General features: G+C 66.3%; 16 protein-coding genes. 6 read left to right on the top strand and 10 right to left on the bottom strand.

Features of this window, described 5'->3' with window-relative positions:
• Positions 1-199 precede the first annotated feature (199 nt).
• Positions 200-1,780, bottom strand: coding sequence for a glycine betaine/L-proline transporter ProP (proP, locus tag MON03_RS05020; protein ID WP_229728087.1), 1,581 nt, complete (start codon positions 1,778-1,780; stop codon positions 200-202).
• Between the two features lie 277 nt (positions 1,781-2,057).
• Here proP and valS point away from each other — a divergent pair, with 277 nt between their 5' ends.
• Positions 2,058-4,682 (top strand): valine--tRNA ligase, encoded by a 2,625-nt coding sequence (gene valS / locus MON03_RS05015; RefSeq protein WP_242090869.1) that lies wholly within the window; start codon positions 2,058-2,060, stop codon positions 4,680-4,682.
• A 62-nt stretch (positions 4,683-4,744) separates the two neighbouring features.
• The gene (locus MON03_RS05010; protein WP_242090868.1) at positions 4,745-4,996 is read left to right on the top strand and encodes a hypothetical protein; all 252 of its coding nucleotides are present in this window, start codon (positions 4,745-4,747) and stop codon (positions 4,994-4,996) included.
• A 154-nt stretch (positions 4,997-5,150) separates the two neighbouring features.
• Here MON03_RS05010 and MON03_RS05005 read toward each other — a convergent pair whose 3' ends face one another.
• Positions 5,151-5,987 carry an alpha/beta fold hydrolase gene (locus MON03_RS05005; protein ID WP_242090867.1) on the bottom strand — a complete coding sequence of 279 codons (837 nt, stop codon included), beginning with the start codon at positions 5,985-5,987 and terminating at the stop codon, positions 5,151-5,153.
• Positions 5,988-6,110: 123 nt separating this feature from the next.
• Here MON03_RS05005 and MON03_RS05000 point away from each other — a divergent pair, with 123 nt between their 5' ends.
• On the top strand, positions 6,111-6,695 hold the full coding sequence (locus MON03_RS05000; protein WP_242090866.1) for a TetR/AcrR family transcriptional regulator: 585 nt from the start codon (positions 6,111-6,113) through the stop codon (positions 6,693-6,695).
• Here the strand turns inward: MON03_RS05000 and MON03_RS17425 are convergent.
• Genes MON03_RS17425 through MON03_RS04985 form a run of 4 tightly spaced genes read right to left on the bottom strand, consistent with a single transcriptional unit; the run spans position 6,692 to position 11,496 of the window.
• Positions 6,692-7,813: a methyltransferase gene (locus MON03_RS17425; RefSeq protein ID WP_350355085.1), complete on the bottom strand. Its 1,122-nt coding sequence runs from the start codon at positions 7,811-7,813 to the stop codon at positions 6,692-6,694. The two genes, MON03_RS05000 and MON03_RS17425, sit on opposite strands and share 4 nt — an antisense overlap.
• Complete coding sequence (locus MON03_RS04995; RefSeq protein ID WP_242090865.1) at positions 7,810-8,703, bottom strand: hypothetical protein; 894 nt, start codon at positions 8,701-8,703, stop codon at positions 7,810-7,812. Before MON03_RS04995 ends, MON03_RS17425 begins: the two co-directional genes overlap by 4 nt.
• Positions 8,704-8,737: 34 nt before the next feature.
• A complete protein-coding gene (locus MON03_RS04990) occupies positions 8,738-10,627 on the bottom strand; it encodes an ORC-CDC6 family AAA ATPase (protein ID WP_242090864.1) in 1,890 nt (629 codons plus the stop codon).
• Positions 10,624-11,496, bottom strand: coding sequence for a phosphoribosyltransferase-like protein (locus MON03_RS04985; protein WP_502798696.1), 873 nt, complete (start codon positions 11,494-11,496; stop codon positions 10,624-10,626). The genes MON03_RS04990 and MON03_RS04985 overlap by 4 nt, the downstream gene beginning before the upstream one ends.
• A gap of 124 nt (positions 11,497-11,620) precedes the next feature.
• Here MON03_RS04985 and MON03_RS04980 point away from each other — a divergent pair, with 124 nt between their 5' ends.
• Positions 11,621-13,648 (top strand): M3 family metallopeptidase, encoded by a 2,028-nt coding sequence (locus MON03_RS04980; RefSeq protein ID WP_242090860.1) that lies wholly within the window; start codon positions 11,621-11,623, stop codon positions 13,646-13,648.
• A 175-nt stretch (positions 13,649-13,823) separates the two neighbouring features.
• On the opposite strand, the gene clpX is transcribed toward MON03_RS04980, so the two are convergent.
• Positions 13,824-15,104, bottom strand: a complete 1,281-nt coding sequence (gene clpX, locus MON03_RS04975; protein ID WP_242090858.1) for an ATP-dependent Clp protease ATP-binding subunit ClpX — start codon at positions 15,102-15,104, stop codon at positions 13,824-13,826.
• A gap of 218 nt (positions 15,105-15,322) precedes the next feature.
• Here clpX and MON03_RS04970 point away from each other — a divergent pair, with 218 nt between their 5' ends.
• Both MON03_RS04970 and MON03_RS04965 read left to right on the top strand, forming a co-directional pair.
• Entirely contained in the window at positions 15,323-16,042 is a 720-nt protein-coding gene (locus tag MON03_RS04970) for a YcnI family copper-binding membrane protein (RefSeq protein WP_242090855.1), read from the top strand.
• Positions 16,039-16,737, top strand: coding sequence for a copper resistance CopC family protein (locus tag MON03_RS04965; protein WP_242090853.1), 699 nt, complete (start codon positions 16,039-16,041; stop codon positions 16,735-16,737). The genes MON03_RS04970 and MON03_RS04965 overlap by 4 nt, the downstream gene beginning before the upstream one ends.
• A gap of 107 nt (positions 16,738-16,844) precedes the next feature.
• On the opposite strand, the gene MON03_RS04960 is transcribed toward MON03_RS04965, so the two are convergent.
• The 3 genes from MON03_RS04960 to tig form a co-directional block, all read right to left on the bottom strand.
• Positions 16,845-17,504 (bottom strand): ATP-dependent Clp protease proteolytic subunit, encoded by a 660-nt coding sequence (locus MON03_RS04960; protein WP_175327429.1) that lies wholly within the window; start codon positions 17,502-17,504, stop codon positions 16,845-16,847.
• A gap of 26 nt (positions 17,505-17,530) precedes the next feature.
• Complete coding sequence (locus tag MON03_RS04955; protein WP_022902372.1) at positions 17,531-18,157, bottom strand: ATP-dependent Clp protease proteolytic subunit; 627 nt, start codon at positions 18,155-18,157, stop codon at positions 17,531-17,533.
• 157 nt (positions 18,158-18,314) lie between these two features.
• On the bottom strand, positions 18,315-19,622 hold the full coding sequence (gene tig / locus MON03_RS04950; protein ID WP_175327430.1) for a trigger factor: 1,308 nt from the start codon (positions 19,620-19,622) through the stop codon (positions 18,315-18,317).
• Between the last annotated feature and the right edge of the window lie 2 nt (positions 19,623-19,624).

The raw sequence follows: 19,624 nt of genomic DNA, 5'->3' as shown, positions 1-19,624 counted from the left end.
CGTGCCGCGCGAGCCGAGACTCGTGCTGCGCGACACTCCTCGCGCTCGCACGCACGAGCGATGTCGCGCAGCGCGCGACCCGTGCAGCGCGAGACTCGCGCAGCGCGAGACCCGCGGCAGCGCGCGACCCGCACCAGCGCGACCGGACGACCGGAGGCGCGGTGCGGGACGGATCCGCACCGCGCCTCCAGGCCGGTCGTCAGGAGCCCGTGGGCTCCGTGCGCTCACCGCCGGACGTCGGCGCGTCGCCGCTGATCACGGGGATCTCGCTCGTCGAGAAGTCCTTCGCCCAGTCGGACTGGGCGAGGTCGGACTCCGGGTCGTTGTAGTCCTCGATGACCGCGGCGATCTCGTCCTCGTGCGCGACCGTCGGGCCCGACCCCATCAGCGGGGTGGCGGCGGTCTCCTTCGTGAAGTACACCGCGACGAGGCCGATCACGGCCGCGATCATGAGGTAGAACGCGGGGATGTCCTCGGCCCAGCCGAGCCCGGCGTCCTTCGCGGCGTTGATGAGCGCCGAGGTCGCGAGCGGGGTGGTGCCACCGAAGAGCGAGACGGAGACGTTGAACGCGATCGCGAGCGCCCCGTAACGGATGATCGTCGGGAACAGCGCGGGGAGCGTCGAGGGCATCGTCGAGGTGAACGTGACGAGCACGAGCCCCAGGATGAGGAGGCCGAAGAACACCCCCACGCCGGTGCCGCTCTGGACGAGCTTGAGCGACGGCCACGACAGCAGGAAGAAGCCGATGCAGCCCGCGGCCAGCACCGGGCGTCGGCCGAACCGGTCGGAGAGCCGACCGCCGAACGTGATGACGACCATCATCAGGATCATCACGATCACGATGAGGATCAGGCCGAAGGTCGCGTTCTGGCCGAGGTTCTGCTCGAGGTACGTCGGCATGTACGACAGCAGCATGTAGTCGGTCACGTTGAAGACCAGCACCAGGCCGATGCAGATGAGCAGCGAGCGCCAGTTCTCGGCGAAGAGGCGGAGGAACGGGGTCTTCTGGGACTCGCGCTCGGCGGCCTGCTCCTGCTGCTTCTGGAACGCCGGGGTCTCCTCGAGCTTGAGCCGGAGGTAGAGCCCGATGAGGCCGAGCGGACCGGCGACGATGAACGGGATGCGCCAGCCCCAGCTGAGGAGTGCGTCCTCGGAGAGGCCGAACTGCAGGCCGGTGACGATCGAGGCGCCGAGCACGTAGCCGGCGAGCGTGCCGAACTCGAGCCACGAGCCCATGAACCCGCGGCGCTTGTCCGGCGAGTACTCGGCGATGAACGTCGCGGCGCCGCCGTACTCGCCACCGGTCGAGAAGCCCTGCACGAAGCGGGCCACGAGCAGCAGCACCGGCGCCCAGAAGCCGATGGTCTGGTACGAGGGGATCAGGCCGATCATGAGCGTGCCGGCCGCCATGAGGATCATCGTCAGTGCGAGGACCTTCTGCCGGCCGATCCGGTCGCCGATCGGGCCGAACACGGCCCCACCGATCGGGCGCACGATGAACGCGGCCGCGAAGAACCCGAAGGTCGCGACGACGTTGGCCGCCGGGTCCCCCTTCGGCAGGAAGACCTGCGAGATCGTGACCGTCAGGTACGCGAAGATGCCGAAGTCGAACCACTCCATCGCGTTGCCGAGGGCGGCGGCCGCGACGGCGCGCTTGAGCAGCGACTCCTCGACGACGGTGACGTCGTCCTTCGTCAGCTTGCGGCGGGCCCGCTTCACGGCGCCCTTCGTCCGCAGCGGCCGATCGCCGTTCGCGGGGCTGGTCTGGTTCGGTGACAAATCGTTCCTCCGGTAGTGCTGAGTCTTGCCTTCGGGCGCCCGGCGGACGGCGTCACTGCAGTCCTCGCGAACCCCGCGTCCGCCGGACAAACTCCGACAGCCTACCAAACGCCCGGCGTGTCCGTCAGGCCGGTGTGGTAACGGCCGTCGGCGATGACGGTGCGAGCCGCTACCATCGGGGGTACCGCGCCGCACGTGCGTGGACATTCAGGCACCTCACCACGGACTCGGTGCCGCACAGAGCGGTCCCAGCACCGCACCGAACGGAAGGCCCGCCATGTCGAAGCCCATGCCCGAGAAGCCCACGGTCGACGGACTCGAAGACGTCTGGGGCCCGGTCTGGGAGCAGGACGGCACCTACCGCTTCGACCGTTCCGCCGCCGGTGACCGCGCCGCCGTCTACTCGATCGACACCCCGCCGCCGACCGCCTCGGGCTCGCTGCACATCGGTCACGTGTTCTCGTACACCCACACCGACCTCAAGGCCCGGTACGAGCGGATGCGCGGCAAGCACGTCTTCTACCCGATGGGCTGGGACGACAACGGGCTGCCGACCGAGCGCCGCGTGCAGAACTACTACGGCGTCCGCTGCGACCCGCAGCTCCCCTACGACCCGGCCTTCGTCCCGCCGTTCGAGGGCGGTGACACCAAGTCGAGCAAGGCCGCCGACCAGCTCCCGATCTCGCGCCGCAACTTCATCGAGCTGTGCGAGCGGCTGACCGTGCAGGACGAGCAGCAGTTCGAACACCTCTTCCGCACGCTCGGCCTGTCCGTCGACTGGACGCAGTCGTACCGCACGATCGACGACACCTCGCGGGCCAGCGCCCAGCGTGCCTTCCTCCGCAACCTGGAGCGCGGCGAGGCCTACCAGGCCGACGCTCCGACGCTCTGGGACGTCACCTTCCGCACGGCCGTCGCCCAGGCGGAGCTCGAGGACAAGGAGATGCCCGGCGCGTACCACGGGCTGGCCTTCCACCGGACGGACGGCGGGGACGACGTCGTCATCCAGACCACCCGCCCGGAGCTCCTCCCCGCCTGCGTCGCCCTCGTCGCGCACCCCGACGACGAGCGCTTCCAGGACCTCTTCGGCACCACGGTCCGCTCGCCCCTGTTCGACGTCGAGGTCCCGGTGCTCGCACACCACCTCGCGCAGCAGGACAAGGGCGCCGGCATCGCGATGGTCTGCACCTTCGGCGACACCACCGACGTCGTGTGGTGGCGCGAGCTGCAGCTGCCGAACCGCGCGATCATCGGCTTCGACGGCCGTGTCCGCTCCGACGAGCCGACGTGGATCGCGAGCGAGCAGGGCAAGGCGCTCTACGCGGAGATGGCGGGCAAGACCGTGTTCTCGGCGAAGAAGGTCGTCGTGGACGCCCTCACCGAGTCCGGCGAGCTCATCGGCGACGTGAAGACCATCAACCACCCGGTGAAGTTCTTCGAGAAGGGCGACAAGCCGCTCGAGATCGTCTCGACGCGCCAGTGGTACATCGTGAACGGCGCGCGTGACGAGGAGCTCAAGACCACGCTCCGGAAGCGCGGCGAGGAGATCGCGTTCCACCCGGACTTCATGCGCGTCCGCTACGACAACTGGGTCGGCGGCCTCTCCGGCGACTGGCTCATCTCCCGTCAGCGCTTCTTCGGCGTGCCGCTGCCGGTCTGGTACCCGCTCGACGCCGACGGCAACCCGGTGTACGACCAGCCGATCGTGCCGACCGAGGACCAGCTCCCGGTCGACCCGGCGTCCGAGCCGGCCCCCGGCTACGAGGAGTCACAGCGCGGTGTCGCGGGCGGCTTCCAGGGCGAGCTCGACGTCATGGACACCTGGGCGACCTCGTCGCTGACCCCGCAGCTCGCGGGCAAGTGGGAGTCCGACCCGGCGCTGTACGACCTGGTGTTCCCGTACGACGTCCGGCCGCAGGCGCAGGACATCATCCGCACCTGGCTCTTCACGACGGTGCTCCGCAGCCAGCTCGAGGCGGACGTCGTGCCGTGGAAGCACGCGAGCATCTCCGGCTTCATCGTCGACCCCGACCGCAAGAAGATGTCGAAGTCGAAGGGCAACGTCGTCACGCCGCTGTCGATCCTCGAGCAGCACGGCGCGGACGCGGTCCGGTACTGGGCGGCCTCCTCGAAGCTCGGCACGGACGCGGCGTTCGACCCGCAGAACCCGAAGCAGATCAAGGTCGGCCGACGCCTGGCGATCAAGGTCCTCAACGCGGCGAAGTTCGTCTACGGCTTCCCGCTGCCCGAGGGCGCGCACGCCGTGACCGAGGCGCTCGACACCGACATGCTCGCCGAGCTCGGATCGGTCATCGAGCAGGCGACGGCCGCGTTCGACGGCTTCGACCACGCCCGGGCACTCGAGGTCACCGAGCGCTTCTTCTGGACGTTCTGCGACGACTACCTCGAGCTCGTGAAGGAGCGCGCCTACGGCACCGCGACCGACGCGACGCACGAGACGCAGGCGAGCGCGGTCCTCGCGCTGCGCGCCGCGATCGATGCGCTGCTCCGCCTGCTGGCACCGTTCCTCCCGTTCGCGACCGAAGAGGTCTGGGCCTGGACCCACGAGACCAGCGTGCACCGCGCACAGTGGCCTACTGCGAGCGGCCTGGCGGCCGCCGCGGGGCCGGGTGCAGCTGACCGGCTGGGTGCAGGGCCGTCGGGCCTGCTCGCGGCCGTCGGCCAGGCCCTCATCGGCATCCGCGGTGCGAAGACGGCGGCCAAGGCGTCCCAGAAGACGCCGGTGACGCGGGCGGTCGTCGCCGCGCCCGCCGAGACGCGTGCGCTCATCGAGCGTGCTGCCGTCGACCTCGCGGCCGTCGGCCGCATCGCGGACCTGTCGTTCACGGACGGCGCCGAGCTGGCCGTCGTCGACATCGAGCTGGCGGAACAGCCGGCGTAGCGTCGCACGGTCGGCCGGCTCGCGTCCGCGACCGGTCGGCCCGCACCGGACTGGAGGCACGGATGCAGTTGGGCACACGATGGAGCGTGGGTGGGCAGTCGCCTGCGCGACTCCCCGAAGCGATGGTCGTCGCCGTGCAGGGGGTCGAGGAGGAGCTCGCGGCCGAGTCCGTCGACACGTCGTCGTGGGGGTGGACGCTCACGTTCCTCGAGGGGAAGCCGATCGTCGAGCTCGACGACGGCACGTCGATCCACCTCGACCCCGCCGGCCACGCGCAGGTGACGAACCCGGACGACGCACCAGAAGAGGACTGAGCGCCGCGCCACGCGCGCGACGCCGCGCCCGTGGCGCCCGTGACGCCGCGCGCGTGGCGCGGTTCGCGTCCGCACAACCAAAGTCACCCCGAACCGCGGAAAACCGCGGCGCGGGGTGACTTCGGTTGTGCGCCGGCGATCAGCGCCGGAAGGGCTACTTCGTGAGCCAGCCGAGCAGGACCTCGTTCACCTCGGCGGTGTGCGTCGTGAGGAGGCCGTGCGGGGCACCCTCGATCTCGACGTACTCCGCGTGCGGGAGAGCCTTGGTGAAGCGGCGGCCGGTGGCGTCGATCGGCAGGATGTTGTCCGACGTGCCGTGCACGATGAGCGCCGGGACGGTGACCTTCGGGATGTCCTCGCGGAAGTCGGTCGGCCAGGTGAGCGGCGCCGCGGCGGATGCGATCGAGCCCGAACCGGCTGCCACGTTCCACGCGTTCCGGACCTGCTCCTCCGAGATCCGCGAGCCGAGGTTCTCGTCGAGGTTGAAGAAGTCCTGGTAGAAGTTCGTGAAGTACGCGTAGCGGTCCTTCTTCACGTCGGCGGCGATGCCCTCGAAGAAGGACATCGGGCCGGCGCCGTCCGGGTTGTCGTCGGTGATCGCGAGGTACGGCTCGAGCGAGGCGAGGAACGCGACCTTGGCGATCCGCTCCTCTCCGTGGCGGGCGATGTAGCGGGCGATCTCACCGGTGCCCATCGAGAAGCCGACGAGGATGACGTCGCGCAGGTCGAGGGTCTCGAGGACGGTGTGCAGGTCGTCCGCGAAGGTGTCGTAGTCGTAGCCGGTCGACGGCTGCGAGGACTGGCCGAACCCCCGGCGGTCGTACGTGACCACGCGGTACCCGGCGGCGAGGAGCGGCGGGACCTGCCCCTCCCACGAGTTGCCGTCGAGCGGGAAGCCGTGGATGAGGACGATCGGCTGGCCCGATCCCTTGTCCTCGTAGTGGAGCGCGATGTCGACGCTGTTCTCGGTCCCGACGGTGATGCTGCCCATGATGGTTCCCTTCCCCTGCACCTGACGGAGAACGGTCGTTCCCCGCTGATGTCCCCTACACTAGAGAACGATCGTTCCCCTTGCAACACGGGAACGGTGAACACGCAGGGAACGGGGTACGACGTGGCTACGAGCACGGTCGAGGCGGACACCAGGGCGCACATCGTCGCGGTCGCCGACGAGCTCTTCTACGCGCGCGGCATCCAGTCGGTCGGGATGGACGAGATCCGCACCGGCGCCGGGGTGTCGCTCAAGAAGCTCTACGCGGCGTTCCCGGGCAAGGAGCAGCTCGTCGCAGCCGTGCTGACGGGACGGCACGAGTACTGGGAGCACGGCATCGAGCAAGCCGTCGCCGCCGCGGCCACGCCCCGCGACCGTCTGCTGGCGATGTACGACTTCCTCGAGCAGTGGTTCGGTGACGACACGTTCCGCGGCTGCGGGTTCATCAATGCGTTCGGCGAGCTCGGCTCGACCTCGCCGACGGTGGCCCGGATCGCCCGGGAGCACAAGGAGTCGTTCCAGGAGTACGTCGCCGGACTCGCGGCCGAGGTCGTGCCGGACCGGGCCGCGGCCGAGGAGCTCGCCGCCCAGCTCGCGCTCCTCGCCGAGGGCGCCCAGACCACCGCGGCGATCGCGGGCGACGCGTCGCCCGCTGGCCACGCACGCCGCGCCGCCGCCGTCCTGATCGACGCGGCGATCCGCGGCTAGAGCAGCGGGTGTGCCGCCCCACACAGTCCTGCACGCGAGTCCGCGCGAACATGCATACCGTGGAAGCCGAGATCACCCAAGAAGCGCAATACCGACCCCACGGTAATGTAACGCGCACCGGTGCCCGTATATTTTTCTCCGAAAAGTGGCCACTCTCGTTCCAAGATGCTAACGATCGAAGACACCGACAACTCACCAATAGGCCGGAGCGCCAGGACGCAGTCGCTTAAGACGACACTTTGGTCAACTACGATTGGGCGGAAAGATCCTGGGTTACCAACTCTCGGAACGACTACCATCGGACCTTGTGTTCTGAGTCGACCCACCTGAACGTGTTGCACAGTTGCGGGGGCCCTCGTCGACACCCGGCGCGCAAGATCGCTTGTGTGAACGAACCGGACTCCTCCACGTTGCGATAGCGACCCATTCTTCTTCAGCGCATGAATTTGAACTCGCCCGCGCACTACTTCGACACATCCCTGGTGACGAGCCTCTGGAACCACAGATTCAGTTGAAGGAAACGCCCCCGGCTGCAATCGCACTATTACCGAGGATGCTCGAGTACCAGCGAAGGCAGCATTCGAGGGCCTTGCAAGTTCTTCTACAGTATAAGTCTCACGAACATGTCCCCAAAAGCTTTGGTACTTCTCCCCTAGATAGCTCCCGAGCGGGAGGATAGCAGCAACTCCATCGGCGGGAGTGAATTGGTCGAGCGACCGCGCTAAGAACCGCAGCGCAATCGGTAAGACCCATGATCGCTCTCCAAGGCGTACCGTGCTGGCACTGCCGCCTCGGTAGGAGAATGGCGGGTTTAGCACCACACCAGTCACTTTCGCACGCGAACGGCCGACGCCGCTGGATGATACCGACCTAGCGCTTAGGAAATCGGCGCGAGAGGCTGTATCTACCCAAGACCGCCGCCTCAGGGCGGACACCGCGGCTGCGTCTATATCCATTCCCCATAGTGTTGCAGAGGGAAACCTCCGCTTCAATGCCAACAGGAGACTCCCTCCGCCCGCCGCCGGGTCTACGTAGACGCCATTTGCACGATTGGGGAAAGCTCCCGCAACGACATCAGCAATCTCTGGCGGAGTGTAATAGGCATCAAGTTCGCTCATAGATTTATGGAGGCAAGGTGAGCGCGGACATCGTACACACAGAACTTGGACGCTCCAGTGGTTCTGCCCTTCGACTTGATGGGGTGATCGTAGAGCAGCTCGACAGATTCAGGATGCATCGTTGCATAAATGACCGCACCTAACGCATGCGGCTTTGTGCCAATCATTGCAATTTTCAGCACGCCACCTCCGGCCATCTCTTGAAACTCCCCGAGAAGCCAGTAAAGGTCAAAAGGGCAATTGGCCTTGGCATAGGCGACGCGTCTATGCAAGCCGGCGTTCTGCTCGAATAGAAGCCGATTCTCGGCATAAACCTCACCTACGTACTCGAGGAAGAAACCTGGGGCCCCGACAATTGGGTGTGTGTCCTGCAAATCGACATCCGAGCGATCCACCATATACTCGAATCGAGATCCTTCGAATCCGAGCAAGGGCAAGAAAACCGCCGGTTCCTCCGCTAGACCGAGATGTACGAATCCCGGAAGAGGCCTGATACCCTCAACACGCTCAGACAAGTCGTAGAACTCACCAGTGCGCGCATATTCGGACGGTTGTGCATAAATAACCGTAACAGGGTGACCAATTTGGATGCTTGTGCGCACCAGCGGCGCCCAAGTATTGTGACCAAGTCCAGTGATATCAACCCATACCTCGCTCCCGAGATGATCTAGGAACTCGGTCAATGAATCGAATGAGTGTAAATCAACGACACCCGTGTGACCATTAGAAGTTTGATAGTGAAATAGATCTGGACCCTCATCTGTGACGAGTACCTTCTGATCATCGCGCAAACTCGCCGAACGGAGATTCGCGGACGCGTTTGCTCGTTCTTCAATTGGACTCTCTTTGCAGATCAAGTGCGCGGAAGGAGGAACCATCAACTGATCCACCGGCATTTCATACGTATGAAGTGAACGGCGCCGCCTATTCATACAGATCGCTATACAACTCAAGCTGGAGCGGCATGCCAATGTCGCCTCGCGTCTCGCGACCGCGAGTAATCTCGCGAACCGCACCTGAAACATCGTCCGTTGCTAGGCGCAGAACCTGGCGCGATTCGATGTTCATTCGCCTCTTACTACGGTGACTATATTCGAAGAATGCAGCAAAAATGGGGTGAAGTTGGTAATCGTACGACTTAACTGCCGCGGACTCACGCGAGTTCTTATCGCCGGCGAATGCTGCGAAACAACCTTGACTGACTCCTTCTTCAAGGAGGAGCTTCGCTGCAGGATAATCGGGCGAGTCCGGATCGGCGAGGCGCACCTGATTGACCTCGGGAGTATGACCCTCCGGGTTTCGCGCCATAAGATTGAAAACCCTACCAATGCCCAACACGAGTCGCATCAATTGCGCGCCACGCTCCGAAAGTCCTAGCAGCTCCCGAACCAGCCGTTCTCCAACAAGAGCAGCACAATCGCTCTGCGTTGCCGGCGAAACGGCTTGTTCCAGGTTATTCCCATCCGCAACGTGCCGCGTAAGCGCCTCTCCAACGAGTTGCAGTACGTACCGGATGTTGCCGTCGGCCATTTGGACGAGGATACTCCATCCTGAGTAGTACTTTCGGCGGGACGCTCCTCGCCCAGCAATCGTGAAGAGCATCGCGTAAGCGTAGTTGTTGACGCGCCCTCGCCAGCGGGACTCGGAGGCATATGCTTCGCGCAAAACCGAGGTCGCTGCCACCTGCTTCGAATTTGCCCAGTATCCGATAAGAAGCTGCTGGGTCAACGGCAGTCGATCGAAGAATGCAATCTCGCTGCTTGACGCTCCCATCTTCTCCAGACTTGCCCGGATGGAGTCTCGCTTGCGTAGCCCACCTAGGAGCCGCGCCTCGTTCTCCACTGATAGATCGGGGAACAGCTTCTTAAGGTCAGCGCCCGCAGCTTCACTTATTTTAAGGAGTCGCGCACTACAGATGCTCGACGCAAATTCAGCAAAGCCCTCATCGCCCAAATTGCTTGCTATCCGAACCGACGTGTAATCTGCAGGCTCTTGCAAGGGCTGTCCACGTGCGTCAGTTGGGAAAGACCAATTCACCGAATCTCGTAAACCGATTTTAAACGTATACGCACCATCACCCGAGTGCTTGATCAAAGTATTCAACGCCTGCTGCTGCCTAGCGCTCAAGTTTTCGTATTCGTCAATGCAGAAAGCGAAATAGCACTCGCGAATGACTTGGTCATACTGCAACGCCTCGACAAGATAGCGAACCGGTGTTCCCGCAACTGACTGCGGGGTTTGAAGCAGAGCCGCGGTCGGACCGTTCAGCGCTCCTTGAAGCCGCGCCATCGCGAGCCGCACTGCAGATCGCAATGCCATCAAATTGTCTACCTCCGGCAGTCCCAAGCTGACGCACGCAAGGCCAAGGGCTTCCACGTCTACGGCAGTTTGCGCCTGCAGTTCGATGGATCGCCACTTTGTAAAGTCTAGAAGCTGATGTACGAGTTGAAGGTTCAAGTAGTGAGCGAAGAGGCCTTCCCACTGATCTTCGTCAAGACCCCGGCCGCGGAAGGTGTTCACTACACCAGCGTCTACACGCCAGTAGACGCCGATCATCCCCCAATCCGCGATCGAGCGACTCCTAAGCGCGGCCTGCCCCTCATAACAGAGGCTTCGAAGCGTCGTGGTCTTCCCAGTACCGCGCCCTCCAATCAGGAAACATGGACGAAGGCCGCGCAGCTGGCTCCAATAGACAGGTGTGGTGAACATGCTGAAAACGTCTGCACCACGAAGATGCTCGGTACGCACTTGACCGAAGGCCTCACCGATCTCGCGCGCCAGATTTTCAGAGCTGAAAGCTGATTGGGCACTCATCGGAACAGGGGATTCCAATCCTTATGCGAACTGCGGAAAATCGGCAAAGTAGAATCTGGGATTTTGTGCTCGAACGCAATCGCCAGACCGAGACGGTGATACCCGTAGGGTTCCTCTGAGCTGTAACCAGCGCGATCCGCGTATTTTCGTAGGAACGGGTCAAGTGACGAGCGCATCTCGGGTCGAACCAGTCGGGTAAGCGGATCCGACGCACTGTATTCCCCCGTTAGAAGATGCGCCGCCTTCACGTTCCAGACCGGCGTAAGCTCTCTAATTTGACGAAGTGCGTACGACGTCGCAATAGCGGGCGCATAATAGGCGCGCGCGATCCTGCCCGCGGAGACGAGATCGGCAATCGACGTCGACTCAGCTGAACTGCGCCGCAGGAGGGTATCGATAAATTGACTGCCACTTGCTGCGATGTCGTCAATGAAGAGGACAGTGCGAGGTTCGTCGAAAGACAGGACGCGTTCAACCAAGTCCCGCGGATCGACCAATTGATCTTCCCGGAAACCCGCTTCGTCGCGAGCAAGCCTAAGGAATAGATGACCCGAAGCAGCGACATCTAATTGATCTCTCGTCGGATATGTAAGTAGTACCCCGTCTAGGAATTTCTCCCACTTGACTGGGTCGGGATTCTCGAGCAAAGTGTACACGTTTTGGATTGCCGACAGTACAAGATGGTCGACGATTTCGCGACTTGCGTAAATGAACGATCGCAGAAGGACAACCGCAAGTCGCTGGTCCTCGGGATCTTCGAAGTTAGCTAACCAACCTTTAGGGTCGGCCTCGCGCGGCAACGCTGCCCAGAGGCCGAGATCGCTTAGGAAGCGAACGCGCTTCAAGACGTCACTCGCAGCAACGTTCACGTTCAAAGGTCCCCCGTCTCGACAGGCTCGAAGTCTAACCGTCAGGCATGTCTTCAGCCAGTTAGGCCAGCCGACATCAACGCATCCATCGCTGCTGCGCAGCGCTGTTCCGTAGGGTGGCGGCATGGCAACCCCGTTCGACGAACCGAGCACCCTCCCCTACGCCCTCCCGCCGTTCACCGACGTCCGGCTCGAGCACTTCCGCCCCGCGTTCGACGCGGGCACGGCCGAGCAGCGAGCGGAGGTCGAGGCGATCGCCACGAACCCGGACGCGCCGACCTTCGAGAACACGCTCGTGGCCCTGGAGCGGTCCGGGCAGCGACTCGCCCGCGTGAGCCACGTGTTCTTCACGCTGTCGTCAGCCGACTCGACGCCCGAGCTGCACGACCTCGAGGCCGAGATCTCGCCGCTCCTCGCCGTCCACAGCGACGCGATCACCCTCGACGGCCGGCTCTACGCACGGGTCGACGCGGTCCGTGCGGGCGTCGACGACCGGACGGACCTCACCGACGAGGACCGCCGGCTCGTGGAGCGCACGCACACCGAGATGACCCTCGCCGGTGCCGGGCTGGACGACACGGGCAAGGAGCGGCTGACCGCGATCAACCAGGAGCTCTCGACGCTGACCACGACGTTCGAGCGGAACCTGCTCGAGGACACGAACGACCTCGCCGTGCACGTCAGCTCCGAGGAGGAACTCGCCGGACTCGACGACGGCGCGAAGTCCGCGGCGGCCGGGGCCGCAGCGGACCGCGGCCTCGACGGCTGGCTCATCACGCTGCCGCTCTACACCGGGCACCCGTGGCTCGGCTCGCTCACGGACCGGAGCCTGCGGCAGCGGATCATGGAGGCGTCGCTCTCCCGCGGCCGCCGTGGCAACGAGCACGACAACCGCGAGGTCCTGCTCCGGATCGTCCGGCTCCGCGCCGAGCGCGCCGAGCTGCTCGGCTTCCCGAACCACGCCGCGGTCGTGACCGCCGACGAGACCGCGGGGACCCCCGAGGCCGTCGACGGGCTGCTCTCGTCGCTGGTCGGTGCCGCCGCCCGGAACGCCGACGACGAGCGCGAGGTCCGTGCCCGCGTCCTCGGGCACGAGATCGAGGCGTGGGACTGGGCGTACGCCACCGAACTCCTCCGCGGGCAGCAGTTCGCCGCCGACAGCTCGGCGCTCCGCCCGTACTTCGAGGCCGACCGGGTCCTGCGGGACGGCGTCTTCCACGCCGCGAACGCCCTCTACGGCCTGACCTTCACCGAGCGCCCCGACCTGCACGGCTACAACGACGAGGTCCGCGTCTTCGAGGTGCGGTCGGACGAGGACGAGCCGGTCGGTCTCTACCTGCTCGACCTCTACACGCGGGACGGCAAGCGCGGCGGGGCGTGGATGAACCCCGTCGTCGAGCAGTCGCACCTGCTGGGCACCCTGCCGGTCGTCGTGAACAACCTCAACGTGGCGAAGCCCGCCGCGGGCTCCCCCACGCTCCTCATCCAGGACGAGGTCGAGACGCTCTTCCACGAGTTCGGACACGCCCTGCACGGTCTCATCGCGCGGACCACCTACCCCCGCTTCTCGGGCACGAACGTCGAGCGGGACTTCGTCGAGTTCCCGTCCCAGGTCAACGAGATGTGGGTGTCGTGGCCGTCCGTCCTTGCGAACTACGCGAAGCACCACGAGACCGGGGCGCCGCTGCCCCCGGAGCTCGTCCTGGGTCTGAGCGAGTCCGAGGGGTTCAACGAGGGCTTCGCCACGACCGAGTACCTCGCGGCAGCGCTGCTCGACCAGGCGTGGCACCGACTCTCGGCTGACGCGGCTGCTGCGGTCACGGACGTCGAGGCGTTCGAGCGTCAGTCCCTGACGGACGCAGGCATCGCGGTCGAGGCCGTGCCACCGCGGTACTCGTCGACGTACTTCGCGCACACGTTCTCGGGCGGGTACGACGCCGGCTACTACGGGTACATCTGGTCCGAGGTGCTCGACGCCGACACCGTGGAGTGGTTCCGCGACAACGGGGGCCTCTCGCGCGAGGCGGGTGCGCGGTTCGCCTCGCGCTTGCTCGGCGTCGGTGGGTCGAAGGATCCGCTCGAGGCGTACCGGGACTTCCGCGGGCGTGACGCCGAGGTGGGGCCGCTGCTCCGGCGCCGCGGGCTCGAGTAGCGCGCGGGCCGGCGCCGCCGGCGGGCTGCGGGCTGCGGGGCGACGCTGCCCCGCACCGTCGAACCACGAATCCGACGTCGAACCAGTCCTGCAGGCTGGTTCGACGTCGGATTCGTGGTTCGACGCGAGAGTCCGCCCTCGCGGGCGGTCCGGCGTCGGCGTCGGCAGCGTCCGGCTACGCGGACTTCTCGATGCGCTTCGCGCGCGGCCGCGGCACGATCGTCGGCGCGGCGTTCTCGAGCACTGACTCGCGGGTGATCACCACGCGTGCCACGTCGTCGTCCGAGGGGACGTCGAACATCACCGGGCCGAGGACCTCTTCGAGGATGGCCCGCAGACCCCGAGCACCGGTCTGTCGGAGCACCGCGAGGTCCGCGATGGCCTCGAGCGCGCCCCGCTCGAACTCGAGCTCCACGCCGTCGATCTCGAACATCCGCTGGTACTGCTTCACGAGCGCGTTCTTCGGCTCCGTGAGGATCTGCATGAGCGCCGCCTGGTCGAGCTGCGACACCGTGGTCACGACGGGCAGACGACCGATGAACTCCGGGATGAGCCCGAACTTGTGGAGGTCTTCCGGGAGCACGTCGGAGAACAGGTCCTGCTGGTCGAGCGGGCTGTGCAGCGGTGCACCGAACCCGATGCCGCGCTTGCCGACCCGCGAGGACACGATGTCCTCGAGCCCGGCGAACGCCCCCGCCACGATGAACAGCACGTTCGTCGTGTCGATCTGGATGAACTCCTGGTGCGGGTGCTTGCGACCACCCTGCGGTGGGACCGAGGCCGTCGTGCCCTCGAGGATCTTGAGCAGTGCCTGCTGCACGCCTTCACCCGAGACGTCGCGCGTGATCGACGGGTTCTCCGCCTTCCGCGCGATCTTGTCGACCTCGTCGATGTAGATGATGCCGGTCTCGGCGCGCTTGACGTCGTAGTCCGCGGCCTGGATGAGCTTGAGGAGGATGTTCTCGACGTCCTCGCCGACGTAGCCGGCCTCGGTCAGGGCTGTGGCGTCCGCGACGGCGAAGGGCACGTTCAGCCGCTTCGCGAGGGTCTGCGCGAGGTAGGTCTTGCCGCAGCCGGTCGGGCCGATCAGGAGGATGTTCGACTTCGCGATCTCGATGTCGTCGCGGTCCTCGGCAGCGGTGATCTGCCCCTGGGCGCGGATGCGCTTGTAGTGGTTGTAGACCGCCACCGCCAGCGCCCGCTTCGCCGGGTCCTGCCCGATCACGTACTCCTGCAGGAAGTCGAAGATCTCGCGGGGCTTCGGGAGCTCGAAGTCACCGCTCGCGGTGTCCTCGCCCGCCTCCGCCAGGCGCTCCTCGATGATCTCGTTGCAGAGCTCGACGCACTCGTCGCAGATGTAGACGCCGGGGCCCGCGATGAGCTGCTGGACCTGCTTCTGGCTCTTGCCGCAGAAGGAGCACTTGAGCAGGTCAGCGCTCTCTCCGATGCGTGCCATGTGCGTGCCCTCCCTCGGCCGTGCGACGACTCCGTCGGAACCGACGCCTGACGATCCACCCGGCGCTGATCCACCGGCTGTGTCCGAGCCTAACCGCAACCGGCGACAGCCACCGCGACGCCCGGCCGGTTTCGTCGTCCGCGTTCGCCCAGGGCGTTCGGTCCTGCTACCGTGTCCGAGTCTGCTCTACAACTTGTAGAAGTCCCGGAAGGATCCCCATGCCCAAGCGCGTCGCCGTCCTCGGTGCGGCCACCCTCGGCGTCACCGCCGCGATCGTCCTCGGCACGGCGGCCGCCGCCAGCGCCCACGTCGAGGCCACGGCGACCTCCACAGCCGCGGACTCGTACACGACCGCGACGTTCTCGGTGCCCCACGGCTGCGACGGCTCCCCCACGACGAAGCTCACCTTCCACGTCCCGGAGAGCATCATCGAGGTGACCCCGACCGTGAACCCGAACTGGACCATCACGAAGACCACCGAGCCCTACACGAGCGCCTCGGCCTCCGCCGACGACGAGTCCGCGGAGGACGCCGGCCAGCGTGTGTCGGCCGTCACCTACACCGCGAAGACCCCGCTCCCCGCCGACGAGCGCGACACGTTCTCCCTGTCGTTCTCGCTGCCGGACGGCAAGGCGGGCGACCGCGTCGAGTTCCCCGTGACCCAGACCTGCGAGAAGGGCTCGGTCGAGTGGGACCAGCAGCAGCAGGACGGCAAGGCCGAGCCCGAGCACCCGGCACCGTCGGTCGTCCTGACCGCCGCGGTCGCCACGGAGCCGGACGGCGACCCGATCGAGACCACCCCGACGGCGTCGGCAGCGTCCGGCACGAGCAGTGACCCCGACCTCGTCGGGCGGTTCCTCGGGCTCGGCGGCCTCGTCCTCGGCGCCGCCGCCCTCGTCGTCGCGGTCGCCTCGACCCGTCGGCGGACGAGCAAGTGACCCCTCGGCTCCGGCACCCGGCCGCGCGTGCTCCGCGCGGCCGCTCGCGTGCTGCCGGGAGGCTCGTGGCCGCGGCCGCCACGGCCCTCACGATCGTGGGCGGTTCGGTCCTCGGCCTCGCCGCTCCGGCCAGCGCGCACAACTACATGATCGCCTCGACGCCGAAGGCGGACGGCACGCTCACGTCGCTGCCGAAGGCGTTCGAGATCACGACGAACGACAAGCTGCTCGACATCGGCGGGTCGAACGCGGGGTTCGCGTACCGGATCGTCGGCCCCGACGGCAAGTACTACGAGGACGGCTGCCTCGCGGTCGACGGCCCCTCGATGACCACGAAGGCCGCCCTCGGCGACTCCGGGAAGTACACCGTCGAGTGGCAGATCGTCTCCGCCGACGGCCACACGGTCTCGGACGAGTACACCTTCACGTGGAAGGCGCCCGCCGGGTTCACCGCAGCGACGGGGGCCGCGGAGCCCCCGACGTGTGCGACGGCCTCCGGCGGCTCCACCGAGGCGGCGACGAACGGCACGGCCTCGGGCGCGACCGACTCGGCCGGCACCGATGCCCTCTTCATCGCCGCGGGCGGCGTCGTCCTGGTCGGCGCCGTCGTCGCGGTGCTGCTCCTCCTCCGTCGGCGTCCGGCAGCGCCGTCGTCGTCGGACGAGGACGACCCCGACGCTCCCCGCGAGGACTGACACCCGCCTGCCGGAGCCGCACCGCGCCTCCAGCCCGCTCCTGCCCGAACCGCGCCGGACGCACGAAGGCCCCGCACCGGACGGTGCGGGGCCTTCGCGCTGCAGCGCTACTTGACGAGCGCCGGCAGGTTCTTGCGGCTCGTGAGGACCTGGTCGATCAGGCCGTACTCGAGCGCCTCTTCGGCGGACATGATCTTGTCGCGCTCGATGTCGTTGTTGACCTCGGCCGCCGTCTTGTTCGAGTGCTTCGACAGCGTCTCTTCGAGCCAGGTGCGCATGCGGAGGATCTCCGCCGCCTGGATCTCGATGTCGGACGCCTGGCCGCCACCCTGCTGGACCGCGGGCTGGTGGATGAGCACGCGGGCGTTCGGGAGCGCCAGACGCTTGCCGGGGGTACCGGCAGCGAGGAGCACCGACGCGGCCGAAGCGGCCTGCCCGAGGCAGACCGTCTGGATCTGCGGACGGATGTACTGCATCGTGTCGTAGATCGCCGTCATCGCGGTGAACGAGCCACCGGGCGAGTTGATGTACATGACGATGTCGCGGTCCGGGTCCATCGACTCGAGCACCAGCAGCTGCGCCATCACGTCGTCAGCCGACGCGTCGTCGACCTGGACGCCGAGGAACACGATGCGGTCCTCGAAGAGCTTCGCGTACGGGTCCTGCCGCTTGTAGCCGTAGGCCGTGCGCTCCTCGAAGCTCGGGAGGATGTAGCGGTCGGACGGAGCCGGGACGTTCTGCGCGCCACCGAGCATGGGGAGATGCATTCTCGTTTCCTTTTCTTCGGTGGTGGTCAGTTGGACTCGGGCTCGGCGGCCGGGGTCGGCGTCTCGCCGTCCGCGACGGTGCCACCGCCGCCGACGACCTCGCTCGAGGACGCACGGAGGTGGTCCACGAAGCCGTACTCGAGGGCCTCCTGCGCCGTGAACCAGTTGTCGCGGTCGTTGTCCTTGAGGATCTGCTCGATCGACTTGCCGGTCTGCTCCGCCGTGAGCTCGGCCATCCGCTGCTTCATGTCGAGGATGACCTTCGCCTGCGTCTGGATGTCGGCAGCGGTGCCGCCGAAGCCACCGGACGGCTGGTGCAGCAGCACACGCGCGTTCGGGGTGATGTAGCGCTTGCCCGGGGTGCCCGACGAGAGCAGGAACTGCCCCATCGAGGCCGCGAGGCCGATGCCCACCGTGACGATGTCGTTCGGCACGAACTGCATCGTGTCGTAGATCGCCATGCCGGCGGTGATCGAGCCACCGGGCGAGTTGATGTAGAGGTAGATGTCCTTCTCAGGGTCCTCGGCCGCGAGCATCAGCAGCTTCGCTGCGATCTCGTTCGAGTTGTCGTCGCGGACCTCGGAGCCGAGCCACACGATCCGGTCTCTCAGAAGGCGGTCAAAAACACTGGGGTTCAGTGTCGCTTCGGCCATGGAAAAGCTCCCGTTCAGTTGTCGCTTGATGTCGAACTTATCGGGTGCAACGCACCACTTCGCGTGTGTTCGCTCTGGGCGGTCGGATCGTGCCCACAACGGACGGGAGGCGCGGTGCCAGCTGGCACCGCGCCTCCCGTCCGGAGGGTGGAGACGCTTACTCAGCGTCCTCCGCCGGGGTCTGCGCGACACCCGCCGTGAAGGCGGAGAGGTCGACGTCGCCGCCGTTGGAGTCCTTGACGGTCACCTTGGAGAGGACGGTCGCGACGGCCTTCGAGCGGGCCACCTCGCCGACCATGCCCGGGATCTGCCCGTTCTGGTCGATGACGCGGATGAACTCGGCCGGCTCCATGCCGTACTGCGCAGCGGCCTGGATGAGGTACTGCGTGAGCTCCTCCTGCGAGACCTGGATCTCTTCCTTCTCGGCGATCGCGTCGAGGAGGATCTGCGAGCGGAAGGCCTTCTCGCTGGACTCGGCAACCTCCTTGCGGTGCTCGTCGTCCTCGAGGCGGTTCTCCTGCTCGAGGTGACGGTGCACCTCGTCCTCGATGAGCTTCTCCGAGATCGGGATGTTGACGTCCTCGATGAGCTTCTCGACGAGCTTGTCGCGGGCCGCGGCGCCCTGGCCGAAGCTCTTCGACTTCGCGATCTGCTCCTTGAGGTCCGCCTTGAGCTCGTCGATCGTGTCGAACTGGCTCGCGATCTGGGCGAACTCGTCGTCGGCGTCGGGGAGCTCGCGCTCCTTGACGGCGGTGACGGTGACGGCGATCTGCGCGGTCTCGCCCTCGCGGTCGCCACCGACGAGCGTCGACTCGAAGGTCGTCGACTCACCGGCGGTGAGGGACTCGAGCGCCTCGTCGATGCCCTCGAGCAGGTCGCCCGAGCCGATCTCGTAGGAGACGCCGGTGGCCGAGTCGACCTCGTCGTCGCCGATCGTGGCGGTGAGGTCGATCTGGGCGAAGTCGCCCTTGGTCGCCGGACGGTCGACCGTGACGAGCGTGCCGAAGCGGGTGCGCAGGTTCTGCAGCTCCTCCTCGATCTCCTCGTCGGTGACGTCCACGGCGTCGACCGTGAGCTCGTAGCTCGAGTAGTCCGGGAGGTCGAACTCGGGGCGCACGTCCACCTCGAAGGTGAGGACGAGGTCGCCCGTGAAGTCCTTCACGTTCGGGAGCTCGGCGACGTCGGCCTCGGCACGGCCGAGGATGCGCAGCTCCTGCTCCTCCACCGCCTGGCGGTAGAAGTTGTCGATCGCGTCGCCGACGGCGTGGTTCAGGACCTCGCCACGGCCGACACGCTGGTCGACGATCGCCGGCGGGACCTTGCCCTTGCGGAAGCCCGGGATGTTGATCTGCTCGGCGATGTGCTTGTACGCGTGGTCGATGCTCGGCTTGAGGTCTTCCGGCGTCACGTTCACGGTGAGCTTGACGCGGGTGTCGCTCAGCTTGTCGACGGTGCTGGTGGCCAAGG

The sequence above is a fragment of the Curtobacterium sp. DN_7.5 genome (assembly GCF_022655355.1).
Taxonomy (GTDB): domain Bacteria; phylum Actinomycetota; class Actinomycetes; order Actinomycetales; family Microbacteriaceae; genus Curtobacterium; species Curtobacterium luteum.
Note: the sequence above shows the minus strand (reverse complement) of the source record. Positions and strands in the feature narration are given on the sequence as shown.